The 19,729-nt window shown below is 36.7% G+C and carries 20 protein-coding genes; all 20 read left to right on the top strand.

Features of this window, described 5'->3' with window-relative positions; genetic code table 11:
* The first annotated feature begins 9 nt into the window (after positions 1 to 9).
* Complete coding sequence (gene ftsL, locus LDX54_RS04370) at positions 10 to 372, top strand: cell division protein FtsL (RefSeq protein WP_046324739.1); 363 nt, start codon at positions 10 to 12, stop codon at positions 370 to 372.
* The gene (locus LDX54_RS04375) at positions 372 to 2,537 is read left to right on the top strand and encodes a penicillin-binding transpeptidase domain-containing protein (protein ID WP_265666776.1); all 2,166 of its coding nucleotides are present in this window, start codon (positions 372 to 374) and stop codon (positions 2,535 to 2,537) included. The genes ftsL and LDX54_RS04375 overlap by 1 nt, the downstream gene beginning before the upstream one ends.
* A 6-nt stretch (positions 2,538 to 2,543) precedes the next feature.
* The gene (gene mraY / locus LDX54_RS04380) at positions 2,544 to 3,506 is read left to right on the top strand and encodes a phospho-N-acetylmuramoyl-pentapeptide-transferase (RefSeq protein WP_265666775.1); all 963 of its coding nucleotides are present in this window, start codon (positions 2,544 to 2,546) and stop codon (positions 3,504 to 3,506) included.
* Between the two features lie 9 nt (positions 3,507 to 3,515).
* Positions 3,516 to 4,895 (top strand): UDP-N-acetylmuramoyl-L-alanine--D-glutamate ligase, encoded by a 1,380-nt coding sequence (gene murD, locus LDX54_RS04385; protein ID WP_265666774.1) that lies wholly within the window; start codon positions 3,516 to 3,518, stop codon positions 4,893 to 4,895.
* 1 nt (position 4,896) lies between these two features.
* Positions 4,897 to 6,003: an undecaprenyldiphospho-muramoylpentapeptide beta-N-acetylglucosaminyltransferase gene (gene murG, locus LDX54_RS04390; protein ID WP_265666773.1), complete on the top strand. Its 1,107-nt coding sequence runs from the start codon at positions 4,897 to 4,899 to the stop codon at positions 6,001 to 6,003.
* A gap of 16 nt (positions 6,004 to 6,019) precedes the next feature.
* The gene (locus tag LDX54_RS04395) at positions 6,020 to 6,877 is read left to right on the top strand and encodes an FtsQ-type POTRA domain-containing protein (RefSeq protein WP_265666772.1); all 858 of its coding nucleotides are present in this window, start codon (positions 6,020 to 6,022) and stop codon (positions 6,875 to 6,877) included.
* A 61-nt stretch (positions 6,878 to 6,938) separates the two neighbouring features.
* Positions 6,939 to 8,297 carry a cell division protein FtsA gene (ftsA, locus tag LDX54_RS04400; RefSeq protein ID WP_265666771.1) on the top strand — a complete coding sequence of 453 codons (1,359 nt, stop codon included), beginning with the start codon at positions 6,939 to 6,941 and terminating at the stop codon, positions 8,295 to 8,297.
* A 14-nt stretch (positions 8,298 to 8,311) separates the two neighbouring features.
* Positions 8,312 to 9,649 carry a cell division protein FtsZ gene (gene ftsZ, locus LDX54_RS04405; RefSeq protein WP_265666770.1) on the top strand — a complete coding sequence of 446 codons (1,338 nt, stop codon included), beginning with the start codon at positions 8,312 to 8,314 and terminating at the stop codon, positions 9,647 to 9,649.
* A gap of 15 nt (positions 9,650 to 9,664) precedes the next feature.
* Positions 9,665 to 10,105, top strand: a complete 441-nt coding sequence (gene sepF / locus LDX54_RS04410; RefSeq protein ID WP_122025985.1) for a cell division protein SepF — start codon at positions 9,665 to 9,667, stop codon at positions 10,103 to 10,105.
* Entirely contained in the window at positions 10,105 to 10,410 is a 306-nt protein-coding gene (locus LDX54_RS04415) for a YggT family protein (protein ID WP_110446024.1), read from the top strand. The genes sepF and LDX54_RS04415 overlap by 1 nt, the downstream gene beginning before the upstream one ends.
* 176 nt (positions 10,411 to 10,586) lie before the next feature.
* A complete protein-coding gene (locus LDX54_RS04420; RefSeq protein WP_265666769.1) occupies positions 10,587 to 11,417 on the top strand; it encodes a YlmH/Sll1252 family protein in 831 nt (276 codons plus the stop codon).
* The gene (locus LDX54_RS04425) at positions 11,384 to 12,190 is read left to right on the top strand and encodes a DivIVA domain-containing protein (RefSeq protein ID WP_198202411.1); all 807 of its coding nucleotides are present in this window, start codon (positions 11,384 to 11,386) and stop codon (positions 12,188 to 12,190) included. The genes LDX54_RS04420 and LDX54_RS04425 overlap by 34 nt, the downstream gene beginning before the upstream one ends.
* Positions 12,191 to 12,410: 220 nt before the next feature.
* Positions 12,411 to 15,200 (top strand): isoleucine--tRNA ligase, encoded by a 2,790-nt coding sequence (gene ileS / locus LDX54_RS04430; protein ID WP_265666768.1) that lies wholly within the window; start codon positions 12,411 to 12,413, stop codon positions 15,198 to 15,200.
* Entirely contained in the window at positions 15,200 to 15,406 is a 207-nt protein-coding gene (locus tag LDX54_RS04435) for a cold shock domain-containing protein (protein ID WP_122025989.1), read from the top strand. Before ileS ends, LDX54_RS04435 begins: the two co-directional genes overlap by 1 nt.
* Positions 15,407 to 15,420: 14 nt before the next feature.
* Entirely contained in the window at positions 15,421 to 15,984 is a 564-nt protein-coding gene (locus LDX54_RS04440; protein WP_265666767.1) for an NUDIX hydrolase, read from the top strand.
* Between the two features lies 1 nt (position 15,985).
* On the top strand, positions 15,986 to 16,324 hold the full coding sequence (locus tag LDX54_RS04445) for a hypothetical protein (RefSeq protein WP_265666766.1): 339 nt from the start codon (positions 15,986 to 15,988) through the stop codon (positions 16,322 to 16,324).
* Positions 16,325 to 16,342: 18 nt separating this feature from the next.
* Entirely contained in the window at positions 16,343 to 17,041 is a 699-nt protein-coding gene (locus tag LDX54_RS04450; protein WP_187156581.1) for a 5'-methylthioadenosine/adenosylhomocysteine nucleosidase, read from the top strand.
* Positions 17,042 to 18,193 (top strand): cysteine desulfurase family protein, encoded by a 1,152-nt coding sequence (locus LDX54_RS04455; RefSeq protein ID WP_265666765.1) that lies wholly within the window; start codon positions 17,042 to 17,044, stop codon positions 18,191 to 18,193.
* Positions 18,194 to 18,246: 53 nt separating this feature from the next.
* The gene (locus tag LDX54_RS04460; protein ID WP_046324756.1) at positions 18,247 to 18,588 is read left to right on the top strand and encodes a DUF1831 domain-containing protein; all 342 of its coding nucleotides are present in this window, start codon (positions 18,247 to 18,249) and stop codon (positions 18,586 to 18,588) included.
* A gap of 38 nt (positions 18,589 to 18,626) precedes the next feature.
* Positions 18,627 to 19,718, top strand: coding sequence for a tRNA 2-thiouridine(34) synthase MnmA (gene mnmA / locus LDX54_RS04465; RefSeq protein WP_232352202.1), 1,092 nt, complete (start codon positions 18,627 to 18,629; stop codon positions 19,716 to 19,718).
* Positions 19,719 to 19,729: the final 11 nt, after the last annotated feature.

Consider the following 19,729-nt stretch of genomic DNA (forward strand, 5'->3'; position numbering starts at 1 on the left):
GGAAAAACAATGGCTGATAATTTAGCAAGAAAAATAGAGTTTAATCCTAATGAGCAAAGAGATCCAGAGAAGAGACAACGTCAAGTTCTCAATCATCACAACGTTGCTTGGACCGGCTTCGAAAAGTCCTTGCTTATATTGGGAACAATGATCACAATTGGCTTAATGACAATGCTCGTTTCTTCTAGTATTTCTGCTACTTCAGCTCAACATGAACTTACTAGTTTGCAGCGCTCGGTTGCAAAAGAGCAAAGTCAAGTTGGAGATTTGCATCAAGAATTAGGTGAGTTGACCTCAAGCTCAAGAATGAATAAAATTGCTCGCAGCAAGGGGTTGGCTTTGAATGAAAAAAATATTAGGACTATACGCTAATGAATAAGCACATTAGTAAAAAATATAACTTAAATTCCAAAGCCCACGGATACCGTTTTACAGTCGGGAGATTTCTCGAGGTAGCTGTTGCTTTGGTTTTTCTTGTATTTATAGGCAGATTTTTATATCTGGGAATTTCAAAAACCGTTAATGGACAAGATTTAACCGCTAAGACCGAGCAATTGTATATGCGTAATCAAGTATTAAAGGCCAATCGGGGAAATATTTATGACCGTAACGGTTTAGCTGTAGCGCAGGATTCCCATTTGTATACAATTTATGCCATTCTAGATAAATCATCCATTAATTATAAAAATAAGCCAGAATATGTTGTTAACAAAAGTAAAACTGCTGAAAAGTTAGCACAAGTTTTACCTCTTAAAGCAAATAAAATTTTAAAGTATCTTAATCCTTCGCAGCCGGTTTTTCAGGTACAATTTGGTACTGCAGGTTCTAATTTGACCAAAAAGCAAAAAGACCGAATTGAAAAAATGAATTTGCCGGGAATTAAATTTTTTGAAACTCAGTCACGGTTATACCCAAATGGTAATTTTGCAGCTCACATAATTGGTCTGGCTACACCAGTTTATGATAAAAAAACCAGGCAACAAAATTTAGAGGGTACCATGGGACTGGAAGCTTGGTATGACGAAGTTCTTACCGGAAAAAACGGCTATCAGGTTTCAGCTGTTGATGCCTCAAATTTCCAGACGCCAAATAGTACCCATACTTATAAAGCCCCTGTAGACGGTAATAATATATATCTAACTATTGACTCGCAGTTGCAGGAATGCCTTGAAAGTAGGTTATCTTATGTTCAGGATACCTTTAATCCCGTTTCTATGACAGCCGTAGTTGAAGATATGAAGACGGGAAAAGTATTAGCTGCATCGCAAAGACCAAGTTTCAATCCGCAGACCAAAAAGGGAATAAAAAATTCCTATCGCAATATTTTGGTGCAAGATACATATGAACCCGGATCTGTTTTTAAAGTCCTGACATTATCCTCCGCTGTTAATAGCGGAAACTACCATCCAAATCAATATTACAATTCAGGATCAGTTTCTGTGAATGGCTCAGTAATTCACGATTGGAAGCCGCATGGCTGGGGAAGCATACCTTTTTCACAAGCATTTCCACGGTCGAGCAATACCGGATTCGTTCATATTGAGCAACAAATGGGTGCTAAGACTTGGAAAAAGTATTTAAAGAAATTCCATATTGGTCAGAAAACTGGCGTAACGCTCCCAGGTGAGCAACCAGGATTGATCGCGTTTAACTCACCCGTTGATCAGGCTGTCACTAGTTTTGGGCAGGGCGTTGATGTGAACGTCATGCAAATGATGCAAGCTTTTAGCAGTTTGGCGAATAATGGTCAAATGGTAAAACCCCAATTCGTTGAAAAAATTACCGATGCAGATGATCACACAATAACGGGTTATCAAATAAAAAATGTTGGCAGACCAGTTTATAGTAAAGAAACAGCAAACATAGTTCTTGAAAATATGCGCCAAGTTTTAAACAAAAGAATTGGTACCGGAGCTGCATACCGGATGAAAAATCAAAGTATTGCTGTTAAAACAGGTACTGCGCAAATAGCTAACCTTAAAGGTGGGGGCTATCTTAAAGGTAACAATAATTACATCTTTTCTGTAGTTGGAGTTACACCGGCTAAGCATCCGCGTTATTGCATTTACATCACTGTCAAGCAGCCTCAAAGAATGAGTAAACCGGCTGAAGTAATTCTTTCTTCAATTTTTAAACCTGTAATGAATAGAACAATTCTTATGTCTAAAAATGGCTTAAGCAGTTCAACAATGATTAAAATACCTGACCTAACGGGGCTAAGTTATAAGGAGGCTGAAGCAATCGCTCAACGGGTTGGTTTCAGACTTGTCAGGATTGGTTCAGGTGATAAAATAACCAAGCAGTCTTATCAAGCAGGTCAAAAACAGCAGTCAGGTAAATTAATGCTGGTGCGGACAGCCGGCATTATAAAGTGTCCTGCTATGAAAGGTTGGTCAAAAGATGAGCTGCAGCAGTTTGCAGATTTGACTGGGGCTAAATTAAGCATTCAGGGTACAGGTGTAGTATCTAAGCAAAGTGTAGCTTTTGGTGAAACTGTCAAATCCGGGACAAAAATAAAAATACAATTAAAGGAGTAGCATTTTATGCTGATCATTAGCATTATTGCATTAGTAAGTTCATTGGCGTTAACGGGGATTATTTTACCCTGGGTGATTATTTTCATGAGGTCACACCATGAAGGACAGGAAATTCGGGATGAAGGTCCTAAATGGCATGAAAAAAAGTCTGGTACACCTACAATGGGTGGTGTGGTTTTTGTTTTAGCAGCCACAGTTTCTACAATCTGGGTTGGTGTATGGCAACACGAAGTCACGAAAATGATCTGGATTTTATTAATCAGTTTGCTGGGTTACGGTACTATAGGCTTCTTAGATGATAGTATAAAATTGTTTTATAAGCGTAATTTGGGTCTTCGTGCATGGCAAAAATTTTCTTTACAAATTTTAGTTGCTGTTCTGATTATTATCATCGCAGCAACGGACCATTTTCAATTCAAACTTTTCATACCGTTTTTTGGTGTAGTTAACAGTGTTGTTTTATTCACAATTTTTGTAATTTTCTGGTTGGTAGGTTATTCCAACGCAGTTAATCTGTCAGACGGTTTAGATGGTTTGGCAACTGGACTGTCAATTATTGCTTATGCCACATACTCTTATATCGCACTTAAACAAAAAAACTTTGCCGTTTTAATTTTTTGTATGAGTGTCATAGGAGGGTTGATTTCATTTTTTATTTTTAATCATAAGCCTGCTAAAATTTTTATGGGTGATGCTGGGTCTCTAGCTTTAGGAGGAGGACTGGCTGCTGTTAGTATCTTTCTAAATAGGCCTTGGTCACTTTTGTTAGTGGGAATCGTATTTGTATGTGAAACAGCGAGCGTAATTTTGCAGGTTATCTCTTTTCAAACAACTGGTAAACGGATTTTCAAAATGACACCGATACATCATCATTTTGAAATGCTGGGTTACTCTGAATGGAAAGTAGACATTATTTTCTGGATTGTTGGCTTACTGGGAAGTATCTTGTATTTAGTAATATGGGGATAAAATAGTTAAATGAGGCAAGTTAAGACTTATCAAGGTAAAAATATTTTAGTTTTAGGCCTCGGCAAAAGTGGTTTTGCAGTAAGTAAATTACTGCTTGAACTTGGTGCAAAGCTAACTTTAAACGACAAGGCTGATTTAAGTAAAAATCCAAAAGCACAAGAATTGAAAAAACTAGGCGTGCAAATAATAGGTGGCACGCATCCAGTAGAATTATTACACCAAGAATCTTTTGCTTATTTAGTAAAAAATCCGGGGATTCCTTATGAAAACCCAATGGTGCAAGAGGCAATAAAATTAAATTTGCCAATTATTACCGAACCTGAAATTGCACTGAGTGTTAGTGAAGCTCCATATATTTGTGTTACAGGCTCAAATGGCAAAACTACTACGGTAATGCTAGCACAGAAAATTCTGGATCATCATCTGGCTAAAAATGGCCATCATGCCTATGCAGTTGGTAACATTGGTGTTCCAATTTCTGAAGTAGTGAAAAAAGCTACCAAAGATGATATCTTGGTTTGCGAAACTTCTAGTTTTCAACTGCTTGGCGTAACAGATATTGATCCTAAAGTAGCTGCGATTATTGATATTTATCACAATGTCCATTTAGATTATCACAAGACTTTTGCTAATTATGTTAATGCCAAACTAAACGTTACCAGGACGCAAACTTCAGATCATTATTTTTTAGCAAACTTAGATCAAAAAAATATTTTTGAAGAAGAAAAGAAAGCTACAAAAGCAAAACTAATAACTTTTTCCGAAAATGATCGAACTGCTGACTATTTTATTGCTGATGGCTATTTACAGAATCAACATGAAAAAATCATTAAGACCGCCGACATGAAATTACCCGGTATCCATAACCAGCAGAATGCGTTAGTTGCTAGCGCAATTGCACAAATTATGGGAGCGACTATCAGCGATATCCAAGCAGTGTTAACTAGTTTTGCCGGGGCAAAGCACCGCTTACAATATGTTATGACCTTGGAAGGCCGCAAGATATATAATGACTCCAAATCCACGAATATAGAGGCGGCTTCAGTAGCTATTCCCTCTTTTGAAGATCCTGAAGTTTGGATCGCTGGTGGGCTAGATCGCGGTTTTACATTTGACTCCTTGGTTCCACTTTTAAAAAAACATGTTAAAGCCGTGGTTTTATATGGCGAAACCCGTTATTTATTGGCTGATGCCGCGCGCAAAGCTGGCATTAAAAATATTGTCATTGAAAATACCTTACAGGAAGCAGTACCAAGAGCATATGAATTGACAAATCCTGGTGATGTATTGTTATTTTCACCAGCTTGTGCGTCATGGGATCAATTTCGAACCTTTGAAGAACGTGGAGACTATTTTGTTAATTTTATAAAGGAATTGAAGACTAAATAAAATGAGAATAATATTTACAGGTGGAGGAACTGGCGGCCATATTTATCCTATTATGGCAATTATTGAACGATTAAAAGAGCGCAACTTGGCGACAAATGATGAAATACTGTTTGTCGGCACCAAAAATGGTCTCGAAGCCAAAATAGTTCCAGCAGCAGGAGTAAATTTTAAAACAATTGAAATGCGCGGGTTTTCCCGTAAACATATAATGAGTAATTTTACTACAATTAGTTTGTTTCTTAAGGCCACAAAAAAAGCTCAAAAAATTATTAATGATTTTAAGCCTGATATTGTGATGGGAACTGGTGGCTATGTCAGTGGTGCCCTAGTGTACGAAGCAGCAAAAATGAAGATTCCAACTATGATTCATGAATCTAATTCAGTAGTTGGCGTTGCTAATAAGTTTTTAGGACACTATGTAAGCAAAATTTGTTATACGTTTGATGATGCTGCCAAGCAATTTTCGGAAAAGAAAAAGTTGGTAAAAACTGGAAATCCACGTTCTCAGCAAGTACTAAATCTGTCATCAACCAAGATTGATTTGCAAAGCAAATGGGGTCTTAATCCTCAAATACCTACAGTATTAGTTTTTGGCGGCTCTCGTGGTGCTTTGGCTATCAACCGGATAATGTTAAAATCACTGACTCGGCTTGAAACTAAGCCATACCAAGTCATTTGGGTGACAGGAACTTATTATTATCAAAAAATTGCAGAAAAACTAACCAATGTTAATTATGGTGAAAGTATCAAAATCTTACCGTATGTTAAGGATATGCCAGCACTTTTACCAAAAATGATTTGTGTGGTTTCGCGTTCAGGAGCCACTAGTATTGCGGAATTTACCGCTTTAGGTGTTCCAGCTATTTTGATTCCTAGTCCAAATGTAACTAATAATCACCAAATGAAAAATGCTCTTGATCTTGAAAAAGCCGGCGCAGCGACAGTGATTGCGGAAAATGAACTTAATATTAATAACTTTATTTCTTCAATTGATCATATCGTGTTGGATCGTAAATACTATACAGAAATGAGTAAGGCATCCAAAAAACTGGGAGTTTCTGATGCGTCTGATGAAGTAATTAAAGTAATGCAGGATTTAGCTAAATAAAAAGAAGGTGAGGCAGTTGACCAAAAAGCGAGTAACAAAAATTGACCCTAAAGAAAAGCTATCGCCATATTTAAGTCATCAATCAAGTAAGAAAAAGAAAAATTCTAGAACTAATACCAAAATCTCTGCCTCTCTTTCTAAATTACATAATGAACGTAAATCCGCACTATTAAAGAGACTGGGTCTAATAATAGGTGTTTCGGTAATAGCACTTTTGGGACTTGGCTATTATATTTCTCCTCTGGCAAATGTTCAAAGTATTCAAATTAACGGGGAAAATGATTTACCAGTAAAAGAAGTTGTAAAAGCAACAGATATTAAAGCTAGTGACAAAGTAGTCGATTATCTTTTTAATAAAAAAAGCGTATCCCGTTCACTTTCTGCAAAATACTCAGAAATAAAAAACATCAATGTTCGAGTTAAAGGTTTTAATCATTTAATAATTGAAATTGATGAATATCCTACAAAAGGCTACATTAAGACTTCTAAAGGATATCGTAAAATACTTACTCAGGGAAAATTAGGGTCTCAGTTTATTCCTTGGTCAAAAGTATATCCAGATAAACCAGTTTTTGTAGGCTACAATCATGAAGTATCTCTTAAAAAAATTCTTCATTTATTCAATAGTTTACCACCTGATTTTCAGGATCAAATTAAATTATTAAGTGGTAATACCCGAAGAAAATCACAAGTGATTTTTCTAATGAAAAACGGGAATGTAGTTATTGGCAACGTTTCAACCCTAAAAAGTAAAATAAAGTACTATAATAAAATAAAAACTAAAGTGGGAAAAAATACGCTGATTGATTTGGAAGTAGGGGCGTTTAGCAGGCCGCTTACACCAAATGAAAAGCGTGCTTACGGTTTAATATAAACTGATTTTAGGCTGGTTTTATGGTAAAATTTTTTTAGGTAGCACTGACGGGGGGATAATTTTGGACAATTCGAATTTATTAGTAGGCTTAGATATTGGTACTACAAGCGTGAAAGCGGTTGTAGCTGATTCTGGTAAAGTTATTGCAGCAGTTGCAGTTCCTAATAAAGGGATGCGACATGGTAATATAGTTGATATTGATGAAACTGCTGCTGCGATTAATAGGGCACTAAAAGAAATAGCCAAAAAGACAAATGCAAATATTTATCGAGTAGTAACAGGTATACCTGTAGGTATGCTCCAACTTGAAACTGCAAGTGATCTAGTTAATGTCAGCGATAATGGTCAAGAAGTAGGTAACCATGATGTCAGGCGAGTAGTTCGTGCTGCCATCAGGTCTGCTGTGAAAAACGAACGGGAGCCTATTTCTTTTTTGCCAAGCCGTTTTCTAATTGATGGTAAAACCGAAGTCGATGATCCTCGAAAAATGATTGCACATTCTTTGTCGGTGCAAGGCATCATGTTAACAGCACCGGCCAGTCCCTTGCATAATATAAAAAAGGCTATTGAGCGTGCTGGCTATTCCAATAATTTTTTTATTCCAACTCCACTTGCTATTGCCAGCGTAGCTTTAAATGAAAGTGAACGCCATTTTGGTTCAATTATCCTCGACTTAGGTGGCGGAGTTACTACAGCTACGGTAATTCATAATAATCAAATTAAATATGCAAATATCGATTTTGAAGGTGGCAGTGATATCAGTAATGATATTTCGGTTGTTTTAAGTACTTCTAACAAGGATGCTGAACAAATAAAACTTGATTATGGTTATGCTGATCCCAGCCTTGCATCTGCTAAAAATAAATTTGCCGTTAACAGTGTTGGTTCAAATGGCCAGCAAATGGTTGACGAAAAATATTTAAGTGAAATTATTAACGCCAGGGTTATCCAGACTATTGACAGAATTGAAAAAGGCTTGGTTAAACATGACGCCTTGAAGTTACCAGGTGGCATTATTATTACTGGCGGAAGTAGTCTTTTGCAAGGTTATGATAGTATTATAGCTAATACTTTGAATGTCAAGGCGCGAATTTATCAGCCTGACCAAATTGGAATGCGTAATCCAATTTACTCAGCGGCTTACGGAGTAGTTAACTATGCATATAAGATGTCAGATATTGATTTCTTAGTAATTAGTGCTATTTATGGCAGAGGTGCTCTCAGTCAAGGGGAGCAGTCTACTCAAGAAAAGCCAAAAACTTCTAAAAGAACAGTTACTGTTAATGAAACTAAAAGAAAAGAAGAATATAATAGATATGAGTTACTAAAGCGAGAGCAATCTCCGCATAGTAAAACAAAAAATAATATGCAAAATAAAGATAAAGGCTTTAAGAACTTCTTCAAAAAGTTCTTTGATTAAAGGTGGTTAATTAGATGGATTTCACGTTCGATTCAGACGACAATAAAAATGCTGTCATCAAAGTTATTGGTGTCGGTGGTGCTGGTGGTAATGCTGTTAATCGAATGATTGATGACGGTGTGCAGGGAGTTTCCTTCGTTGCTGCTAACACTGATGTACAAGCATTAAATAGTAATAAAGCAGAAAATAAAATTCAGTTAGGCCCTAAGTTGACAAGAGGACTTGGAGCAGGCTCTCACCCTGAAGTTGGCCAAAAGGCTGCAGAAGAAAGTGAACAGACAATTGAGGATGCTTTAAAGGGCGCGGATATGATCTTCATTACTGCTGGAATGGGTGGTGGTACTGGAACTGGTGCTGCACCAATTGTAGCTAAGATTGCCCGCGAAACAGGTGCTTTAACTGTTGGCGTTGTAACTCGTCCTTTTACTTTTGAAGGTCCAAAAAGATCAAAAAATGCCGCTGAGGGTATTGCACAGTTAAAGCAGTACGTTGATACTCTTGTTATTATTGCCAATAACCGTTTGCTGGAAATGGTTGACAAAAAGACACCAATGATGGATGCCTTCAAAGAAGCTGACAATGTTTTAAAACAAGGTGTTCAGGGTATTTCTGACTTAATTACTTCAACTGACTATGTCAACTTGGATTTTGCTGACGTTAAAACTGTGATGGCTAATCAAGGCGCTGCTTTAATGGGTATTGGCCGTGCAAGTGGCGAAAATCGCACTGTTGAAGCTACAAAACTGGCAATTTCTTCCCCTCTGCTCGAAGTATCGATCGATGGTGCTAAACAGGTACTGCTAAATATAACTGGTGGCCCTGATCTTACTTTATTTGAAGCGCAGGATGCTTCAGAAATCGTTTCTAAGGCTGCAGGTGACGATGTTAATATAATTTTTGGCACTTCTATTAATCCTAATTTGGGAGATGAGGTTGTAGTTACTGTTATTGCGACAGGAATCAACTCTCAAGCAGAGGAGGAAGCCTCAAAGCAGCTCCCGGGTCACAGTCACCAGATTAAATCTCAACCAGGTCAAGCCAATACTTCTCCGGAAAGAAAAATTAACTCAGTTAAAAGACCTATGGAACAGAATTCGGCTGTAAGCGAAAACTCCGGTGCAGTTCAAAGTGCGCCCAAACATAAGCCAATGGTTGATCCAACAAGTGTTTGGGGCTTGGATAATGATGATGAGGGCAACCGCCGGTCAGCTCCTTTTACGGCAAATCAGGATGATAAATCTAGTTCATTTGATGAAGACGATCAAAGTAGCATTTCACAAATCGAAACTAATGCTTTTGATGATGACGATACTGATGATATTCCATTTTTCAGGCATCGTGGTGAAAACTAATAGGAGGCAAGAGAAATGGCTTTTAGTAAAATAGGCAAATTTTTCGGCGTGGCAAATGATGAAGATGAAATGTTAGATGACGATTATGCAGAAGAGCAGCAGTTAAGTGATGAAGATAATTTTCCTGCTGGTACTGTTAACCGTGACAAAGTTGTTTCCATTAAATCTGGTATGAATGCTGCCAAAAGCAAAATTGTGCTTTATGAACCACGTGTTTATTCAGATGCTAAAGAAGTTGCACAGAATTTATTGAATAATAAAGCGGTAATAATTAACTTCAGCAGAATGGAAGATGCATCAGCCAGAAGAATCGTTGATTTTATTACTGGTACAGTGTACGCTTTAAATGGTGAAATTCAACGTATCGGCGATAAAATTTTTTTAGCGACTCCGCCGAAGTTTGTCACGAATGGCAAAATTAGTGATCTAGTTGATAAGAAAGATTCTTTAAGTTAATGGCAGCAAATATCATATATTACGGCATTAATATTATTGACTATGTAATATGGATTTATAGTATAGTCATGGTAATTGATGCAATTTTAAGTTGGGTTCCCTCTTTACGCGATTCAGCTGTGGGTCGCATAATTAATCGCGTAATTGATCCTTATTTGAATATTTTTCGGAAGGGGCCAATTGCCAGACTGTCTAATGCCACCGGATTAGACATTTCATTTTTAATCGGTTTGCTTTTACTTTATTTTGTCCAAGATTATGTTTTAAATTGGATTGCAAATATTTTATTTCATTTATTTGTTTAACCTCCAATCTTAATAAAGAGCTGGTAAATTTCGTTTTAACTTTGACGGAGTTACTAGCTCTTTATTTATCAGTTGGCTTAATTATTTCCTAAAATAAAAGAAAGTCACAGTTCATGCTATAATAATTTACGAAGTGACAGAGTAGTAATTTCACCTTCACTATTAGGGGGCAGTTCTTGAAAGCATCTAATATCTCAAAACGTAGTTTTTATATTAAAAATGTGGTCTTTAAGGGAAATTTATCTGACCAAAAAACAGTTGATAGAATGAATGGGCTTATAAATGATGTCATTTATAAACATCAAAAAGTTTTAACTGAATTTTTAGACCCAGGGGAAAGAGATATTTTAAAAAAGCTGGCTGAAAATGAAGTTTGCCTGCAAAGCTTTGGTGGCTATTTAAACGCTGAAAAAAAGAGAGTTGTTATAACAGAAGATTGGGCTACTGTTTCACCTCTGTCATATCAAATCTCTCTTTTTGAAATTGAATATCCTCAAAAATTTGTTTCTTTGACACATAGTGATGTATTAGGAAGTATAGCAAATGCTGGAATAGAAACGTCTACATTTGGTGATATTATTACGGATGGGAATGGGCGCTGGCAATTTTTTGGCAAAAGTGAACTAACTGATTTTTTCCAATATGAAATTACTCATATAGGCCACACAGAAGTTAAATTAAGGCCTATTTCAAGTGAAAAAATATTAGCAGTTGAAGATGAAAGTAAACACTTAACGGTAATTGCTTCTTCATTGCGATTGGATGCAGTTTTGGCAGCGATCGCTAAACAGAGTAGAAGCCAAATTAAAGCAAATATTAAGAATAATTTAGTTAAATTAAATTGGCATACTATTAAAGATTTTAATATAATAATTGAAGAAGATGATGTTCTTAGCCTAAGACATTTTGGCAGATGTAAGATTATGAGTATTTCAACGACAAAAAAAGGCAATTATAAGGTGGTATATAAGCTATGGCAGACGAAAAGAAAGATACGCAGAAGCTGACTCCGATAAAAATTCACAATAAAGAATTTAAAAAAAGAGGATTGAGTGGATATGACAGGCATGAAGTTGATAGTTTTTTAGATCAAATTATTAACGATTATGGTGATGTATTAGATCAAAATGTTGATTATAAAAATAAAATAATACAATTACAAGATCGAGTTTCAAATTTGCAAAAGCAAGTTGCACAGTATCAGCAGAATGAAAATGCTACTAAAGAAGCCATAAATAATGCCAAGATCAAAGCAGAAAGAATTATCAATGACGCTACAGTTCAGGCAAATAATGCAACTGAGCAGGCTAAAATTGATACTGATTATCAGCGTCAGCAACTGGAAACTATTAAGTTAGATTATGAACGGGTCAAAAAGGAAACTTCCGGTTATCGCAGGTATATACAAGAACTTTTACAAAAAGCAATTGAGAATCTGAATGACGAAAAGTGGCAAAAAGCTCTTGATCAATATTTTGATACAGAACGATTTTATCCTCCAGATGGTGCAGAACCAATCATGCTCACCGATGAGGACGAGGATGTCGATGAAGACGATGACGATGATACTGATGAGGAAGATGAGGATTTTGAGGTTGACAACGATACGGATGATGAAGTAAACTTTGAACAAGACTCTGAAGAAACAAATAATAGTCCTCAACCGATGACCGGTGACAGTCCTAGTATTGAAACTGTTAATGACGACGATGCTGCAGCCGATAATAATTCTGGCGGAACTACTATTATTTTTCCGGATGACTATAAAAATCATAAATGACAAACTGACAGTAAAACTTGCGAGCAATTCAGCGAATTAGTGAGGGTGTGAGTCTAATATAAGAGCTTAAAAGTTGATCAGCTGTTAATGATGGTTTGTCACGGTAGTTGCACGATACGCAATTCATTAAGTGGAGTTTAGCAACTCAATTTAGGTGGTACCACGATATTAACCTCGCCCTAATTTTAGGACGAGGTTTTTTGATAGGAAGGATTAAAAAATGAGAGTGAAAGATACACTTAATTTAGGTAAAACTAAATTTAAGATGCGGGGCAATTTGCCAGTACGTGAAGCACAATGGCAAAAAGAATGGGAAGAAAATAAATTATATGAACAGAGATTAAAATTAAACAAAGGCAAGCCAAGATTCGACTTGCATGATGGTCCTCCCTTTGCTAATGGTAATATTCATATTGGTCATGCGATGAATAAAGTATCTAAGGACATAATCGTTCGCTTCAAAAACATGAACGGTTATTATGCTCCTTATGTTCCGGGTTGGGATACTCATGGTTTGCCAATTGAACAGCAATTGACTAAACAGGGTGTTGACCGCAAAAAAATGAATCTTGCGGATTACCGTCAACTTTGTCAAGATTTTGCCAGTAAAGAAGTTAAAAAGCAAATGACTGACTTTAAGCGTTTAGGCGTAATGGGAGACTGGGACCACCCATATATTACTTATCAGCCAGAATATGAGGCAGAAGAAATTCGCGTCTTTGGCAAAATGTATGAAAAAGGATATATCTATAAAGGCAAAAAGCCCGTTTATTGGTCTCCTTCAAGTGAATCAACATTAGCTGAAGCTGAAGTTGAATATCACGATATTAAATCACCTTCAATTTATGTTTCATTTCCTGTAAAAGACGGTAAAGGAATTCTGAATCCTGAGAAGACATATTTCTTGATTTGGACAACTACACCTTGGACTATTCCTACTAATCAAGGGATTACAGTCAATCCAGGGTTTGATTACTCAGTAGTCCAGGTTAACGATAAGCGTTACGTGGTTGGAACTGATCGTTTAGAAGCCGTTGCTGAAGAATTGGACTGGAATGACTATGAAGTGGTGCAACATCTTAAGGGTAGTGAAATGGACCGTATGGTTGCTAAGCATCCTTTGTATGATCGTGATGCCATTTTAATGAATGCGATGCACGTTACTGCTAGTGATGGTACTGGCTTAGTTCACACAGCTTCCGGCTTTGGTGAAGACGACTATAATGTTGCTCAAAAGTATGGTCTACCTGTATATAGTCCTATGGATGACAAGGGCTGCTTTACTGCAGATATTAATGATCCTGATTTAGCTGGCTTATTTTATGATGATGCGAATAAAGTTGTCAGCGAAAAATTAAAGAAGTCAGGGAATTTACTCAAGTTAAGTTTCTTTACCCACTCTTACCCACATGATTGGCGCACCAAGAAGCCCGTAATTTACCGTGCTACCACACAATGGTTTGCTTCTGTTGCTAAGTTTCGTCAGCAAATTCTTGACCAAATTGATCAGGTTAAATTTACGCCTTCTTGGGGTCAATTACGCTTACACAATATGATTAAAGATCGTGGTGACTGGGTAATTTCCAGACAGCGTGCTTGGGGTGTTCCACTGCCAATCTTTTACGCAGAAGATGGCACTGCAATTGTGACGCCAGAAACTATCGAGCATATTGCCCAGATTTTTGCTAAAGAGGGCTCAAATGCTTGGTATAAGAAGACTGCTCAGGAATTATTGCCCGAAGGTTTCACTTCTGAACATTCTCCAAATGGTAAGTTTACTAAAGAAAAAGATATTTTGGACGTTTGGTTTGATTCAGGGTCTTCCCATCAGGCTGTTATGGCCAAAAGACCAGATTTGAAATTTCCATGTGATCTTTACCTTGAAGGTAGTGACCAATACCGTGGGTGGTTCAATTCAAGTCTGATTACTTCTGTAGCTGCCACGGGTAAGGCACCTTATCGTGGTATTTTGTCACAAGGCTTTGTTTTAGATGAAAAAGGACATAAAATGTCTAAATCGTTAGGTAATGTAATTTCTCCAAACGATGTCATCAAACAAATGGGTGCAGAAATAATTCGGTTATGGGTTGCCTCAGTTGACACGACTTCTGACGTTGCCGTTTCACAAGATATTTTACGTCAAACTTCTGAAAGTTATCGTAAAATTCGGAATACTTTCCGTTACATGCTGGCTAACACCTCAGACTTTGATCCGCAAAAAGACCGTGTGGTTTATGAAAATCTCAATTCTATTGATCAATACCTGGAAGTTAAACTTAACGATTTAGTTAAAACTTGCCTTGACAGTTATGAACGTTACGACTTTAATAATGTATATAAAAAGGTATTTGCCTTTATCTCAAACGATTTATCAGCATTTTACCTGGACTTTGCCAAAGATGTTCTTTATATTGAAAGCAAAAATAGTCATGCGAGAAGATCTATGCAAACTGTAATCTATGATGCAGCGGTAAAACTTGCTAAAATCATGACACCAATATTGCCTCACACAATGGAAGAAGTTTGGTCCTTCTTAAAAGAAAAAGAAGATTATGTCCAGCTTGCTGAGATGCCTGAAGTTGAACAATATGATAATCATGATGAGCTTCTGGAAAATTGGCAGAAATTCATGAATTTACGTGATGATGTTTTGAAGGTGCTCGAAGAAGCACGTGATCAAAAATTAATTGGTAAATCATTTGAAGCAGCTGTCACAGTTTATCCCACAGATGAGATGAAAACTGTTTTAGCTAACCTTGATGCCAATTTTAGACAAATTCTAATTGTGTCCAAATTAACAATTGCTAATGGTGAGGCACCGGCAAATGCTCAAAAATTACCAAATGGTGCTTTTATAGTTGAGCATGCTAAAGGAGAAGTTTGTCCTCGTTGTCGCATGATTAGAACTGATATCGGAGCTGATAGTGAAGTTCCAATGCTTTGCGGTAGATGTGCTAAAATTGTCAAAGAGGATTACCCTGAAGCTGTACAGGAAGGCTTAGAAGAATAATGCGCTACGGAACAGTAAAGCAATTCGATCGTAACAGTAGTTTTGGTTTTATTACTGATAATGAAAACCAGAAATCATATTTTGTTTTTTATACAGCAATAAAAGAAGAAGGTTATCGCCGCTTACAAGTAGGACAAAAGGTTAAATATCAGCTTGCTCAAGGAAAAAATGGACTCCAATGTGTGAACGTATATTTAGCTGATTAACAGGAAAGTGAATAATGGATTTAACAGAAACTGAAATCTCCTCAAAACAAATTTTTACTGGGCGTATAGTTGATCTTTCAGTTAGAACTATCAAATTACCTAATGGTGAAACTGCAACAAGAGAAGTTGTAAAACATCAGCCTGCTTCGGCTGCCATTGCAGTAAATGATAAGCAAGAAATGTTGCTGGTTGAGCAGTGGCGTGAGCCGATTAAAGAGTTGACTTTGGAAATTCCAGCAGGATTGATAGATGAAACTGATGCCAGTCCATTAGATGCCATGAAAAGGGAATTAAATGAAGAAGGCGGTTATCATGCTGACTACTGGGAAAAGATAACGGAATTCTATTCGTCGCCTGGCTTTACTAATGAGAAACTATACTTATTTTATTGTGATACATTAACCAAATTGACTGATAAAAAGGCGCTTGATCCTGACGAATTTTTAATTAGTCACTGGTATAGTTTGGAAAAGTTGAAACAGCTTGCGGCACAAGGTAAAATTGTTGATGCCAAGACATTATATGCAATGAGTGTTTGGGAAAATATGTTGCTTACCAGTGCTAATACAAGGGATTAAAATGACAGAAAAGCGATCTGATTACCGTAAAAAATTAAAAAAGCAAAAAAGCAAAAATATTTTAAATACAATTAAATCTGCTTTTGATGATAATGATGCTGAAGTTGACGTTAATCCTGATTTTACCCGTAATAAAGATGAATTTATACAACCAAATGAATCTTCAAATAAAAGGGCAAAGACTCAGGAGCAGACTCCAAGAAGAGAAAAGAACAAGTCACAATCTCAACCAACTACCAGTCAAGACAAAGCATTAAGACTGAAAGGTAAGCTTAATCGTGCCATTCTCATCGTTTCAATTTTAATTATTTTGGTATTATTGGCGTTATTTCACTTATAAATAAAAACGAGGGTAAAAATGAAGATAGCAATTATTGTCCCAATGGAAATTGAGGCTGAATATTATCATAAGTATTTTCACTCTGGTCACAAAGAAATGTTCGGATCTACTACATTCGAGCATTTTTGCGTTAACCACAATGATTTATATATTGGTTTGAGTGGAATTGGTAAAGTCCAAGCTGCTATGAATTTAGCTAGTTTGCTATGCCAGCTTAATATTGATTTAGTTTTTATGACTGGTACAGCAGGATCTTTACAGCCCAATATTCAAAAGGGCGATTTGATTTTAGCCAGTTCATTTGCTTATCACGATGCGCATAATACTCTAGCAGGGGATTATGTTGAAGGACAAATACCAGGTGAACCGGCAGAGTTTGTTTTGAAGTCGACTGCTAGAACACAATTTGCACAGTTTTTGCAGCATGAGAACATTGAATATAAAGAGGGACTTATTGTCACAGGCGATTCTTTCATTGGTTCACAAGCACAAAAAAATGATATTAAGCAAAATTTTGCTCAAGCTTTAGGAGTTGAGATGGAAGGGGCTGCTTTTGCACAGGTGGCTTATCATTTTAATAAGCCTTTAATAGCTTTGCGAGCTATTTCTGACAATGGCAATCAAGATGCAAATGAAGACTTTGATCAGTTTGCACAAAAAGTGGGTGCTAAAGCGGCTAAAATTATTTGTACTTACATAGAGAAGATGAATTCATAAATGACAGAAATTTACTTGGATAATGCTGCTACGACACCTATGTCTGCCAAAGTAATTAATGTGATAGCTGAAGAAATGAAAAATGACTTTGGTAATGCTTCCAGTACTTATGAATTAGGACGTAAGGCCCGTCATGTCATTGATCTTGCCAGGCAAGAAGCTGCCCGAGCAATCAATGCCAGCGAAAATGAGATAATTTTCACCTCCGGTGGATCTGAGAGTAATAATACTGCTATTTTTGGGACTGCTCATAGTCGCAAAAATATTGGTAAACGCATTATCACAACAAAAATTGAACATCCCTCTGTTTTAAAGCCAATGCAGCAACTGGAAAAAGAGGGTTATGATGTTATCTACCTTGATGTAGATACAGATGGTCGGATATCATTGGCTGATTTGAAAAGGGCTTTAACTCCGCAAACTATTTTGGTATCTGTAATGGCAGTTAATAATGAGGTTGGAACAATCAATCCTTTGGCTGAAATTGGTGCAATGGTAAGACAAAGTAATGCCTATTTTCATGTAGATGCAGTTCAAGGATTAGGAAACATTAATCTTGATGTTGCTAAAATGAATATCGACTTATTATCCACTTCTGCTCATAAAATCAATGGTCCTAAGTTTCTGGGATTTTTATATGAAAAAAATGCTATTAAACTACCACCTTTAGTTTATGGTGGGGAACAGGAAACTAAACGCAGGGCTGGAACCGAGAATGTTCCAGGAATTGCAGGTTTTGGAGAAGCTATTAATGAAATTGCAGCTGTGGATAAGAACAAGCTCCAGGCTAATTATCAGAAATTGCAAAAAATTATTTTAAATAAACTTGACCAAGCTCAAATTGAGTATCAAGTTAATGGTGGAACTAGAAAATTTGATTCTCATCATGTTTTGAACTTGCATTTTGCTAATGTCAATACGACTATTCTGCAAACAAACTTAGATTTGGCTGGGTTTGCGGTTTCAGGGGGTTCTGCATGTACCGCAGGAACACTTGAGCCTTCCCATGTTTTAGTGGCTTGTTTTGGTAAAAACTCTCCGCGAATATCTGAATCAATTCGTATATCATTTGGACGTTATACTACTGAGGAAGAAGTTTCTGCTTTTGCAAGACAGTTGGTTAAAATTGTGGGTAAAATACAAAACAAATAAAAAAATTGCTTTTTTAAAAAGATATGCTTATTATAAGTAAGTGAGGTAATATTATGGCAAATATGGTTATGATTAATGGTGATACACGCAAGTTTACGCTTAGTCCCGACTTGAAATTATATGCACTGATTGATGCCGGTTTTGTTAAAACTGTTAAGGGTAATTTTAATTATGAGCATCCACTTTATAATGATTCACCATATAACGCCCCAACAAAGTTGAAAATGACCATTAACAAGGAAATGACACGTTTAACAATGGTCGTTACTGATAGAAATGGCTTGCAAAAGGTCAATATTTTTAAAAATAAGCAATTGGCTCCCACAGTGGAACTTTTAAATTATATCTTAAAAGATCTTGAGGAACGTAAAATTATTGTCGCTGTGAAGGATTGATTAATTTGGAAAAGAAAAATAAAAGAGTAGTTGTAGGAATGAGTGGCGGGGTAGACTCTTCAGTTTCCGCCCTTCTTTTGAAAAAACAAGGATATGACGTAATTGGTGTCTTCATGAAAAACTGGGATGATACCGATGATTCTGGTATTTGTACAGCTACTGACGATTATGAAGATGTTAAAAAAGTTGCTGATCAAATTGGTATTCCTTATTATTCAATTAATTTTGAAAAGGAGTATTGGCAGCGAGTTTTTGAGTATTTCTTAAATGAATATAAAAAAGGGCGCACGCCAAATCCTGATGTAATGTGTAATAGTCAGATTAAATTCAAATCCTTTTTAGAGTTTGCTTTCAATCTGGACGCAGATTATATTGCAATGGGGCATTATGCAAAAACAATAACTGATAAAAATGGCATCACACACATGATGCGTCCTAAAGATGGTAATAAGGATCAAACTTATTTTTTAAGTCAGTTAAATCAAAAACAGATTAGCCGCGTTATTTTTCCATTAGCCAATCTCACAAAGCCGCAAGTCCGGGAAATTGCAATAGAAAATGGTTTAGCTACAGCGAAAAAGAAAGATTCCACTGGTATTTGCTTTATTGGGGAAAGAAACTTTCGTAAGTTTTTGAGTGAATTTTTACCTGCCCAGTCTGGTGAAATGATTACGCCAGATGGTAGAGTAGTTGGTCATCATGCTGGCTTAATGTATTATACAATCGGTCAGAGATCCGGTTTAGGCTTAGGTTCAACTAAAGAATCTACAGCCCCTTGGTTTGTTGTCGGCAAAGACTTGCAAAAAAATCAATTGATTGTGGAGCAGGGTTATGACAGCAAGCTACTTTATGCCACTGAATTAGAAGCTAGTGACATGTCATTTTTTACTGGACAGCCCAAGCATGATTTTACAATTCATTGCAGTGCCAAGTTCCGTTATCGTCAACCAGATGTCGGCGTGACAGTATCTTATGATGCTGCAGCAAACAGGGCAAAAGTTTACTTTGATGAGCCGGCACGCGCTGTCACTCCTGGACAAGCTCTGGTTCTTTATCAAGGCGAAGAGTGTTTAGGCGGTGGCAATATCGACTGCGCCTACCAGAATGAGCAGCAATTACAATTAGTCTAATACAAACAAGT

Source organism: Lactobacillus sp. IBH004 (genome assembly GCF_026185255.2).
Classification (GTDB): domain Bacteria; phylum Bacillota; class Bacilli; order Lactobacillales; family Lactobacillaceae; genus Lactobacillus; species Lactobacillus melliventris.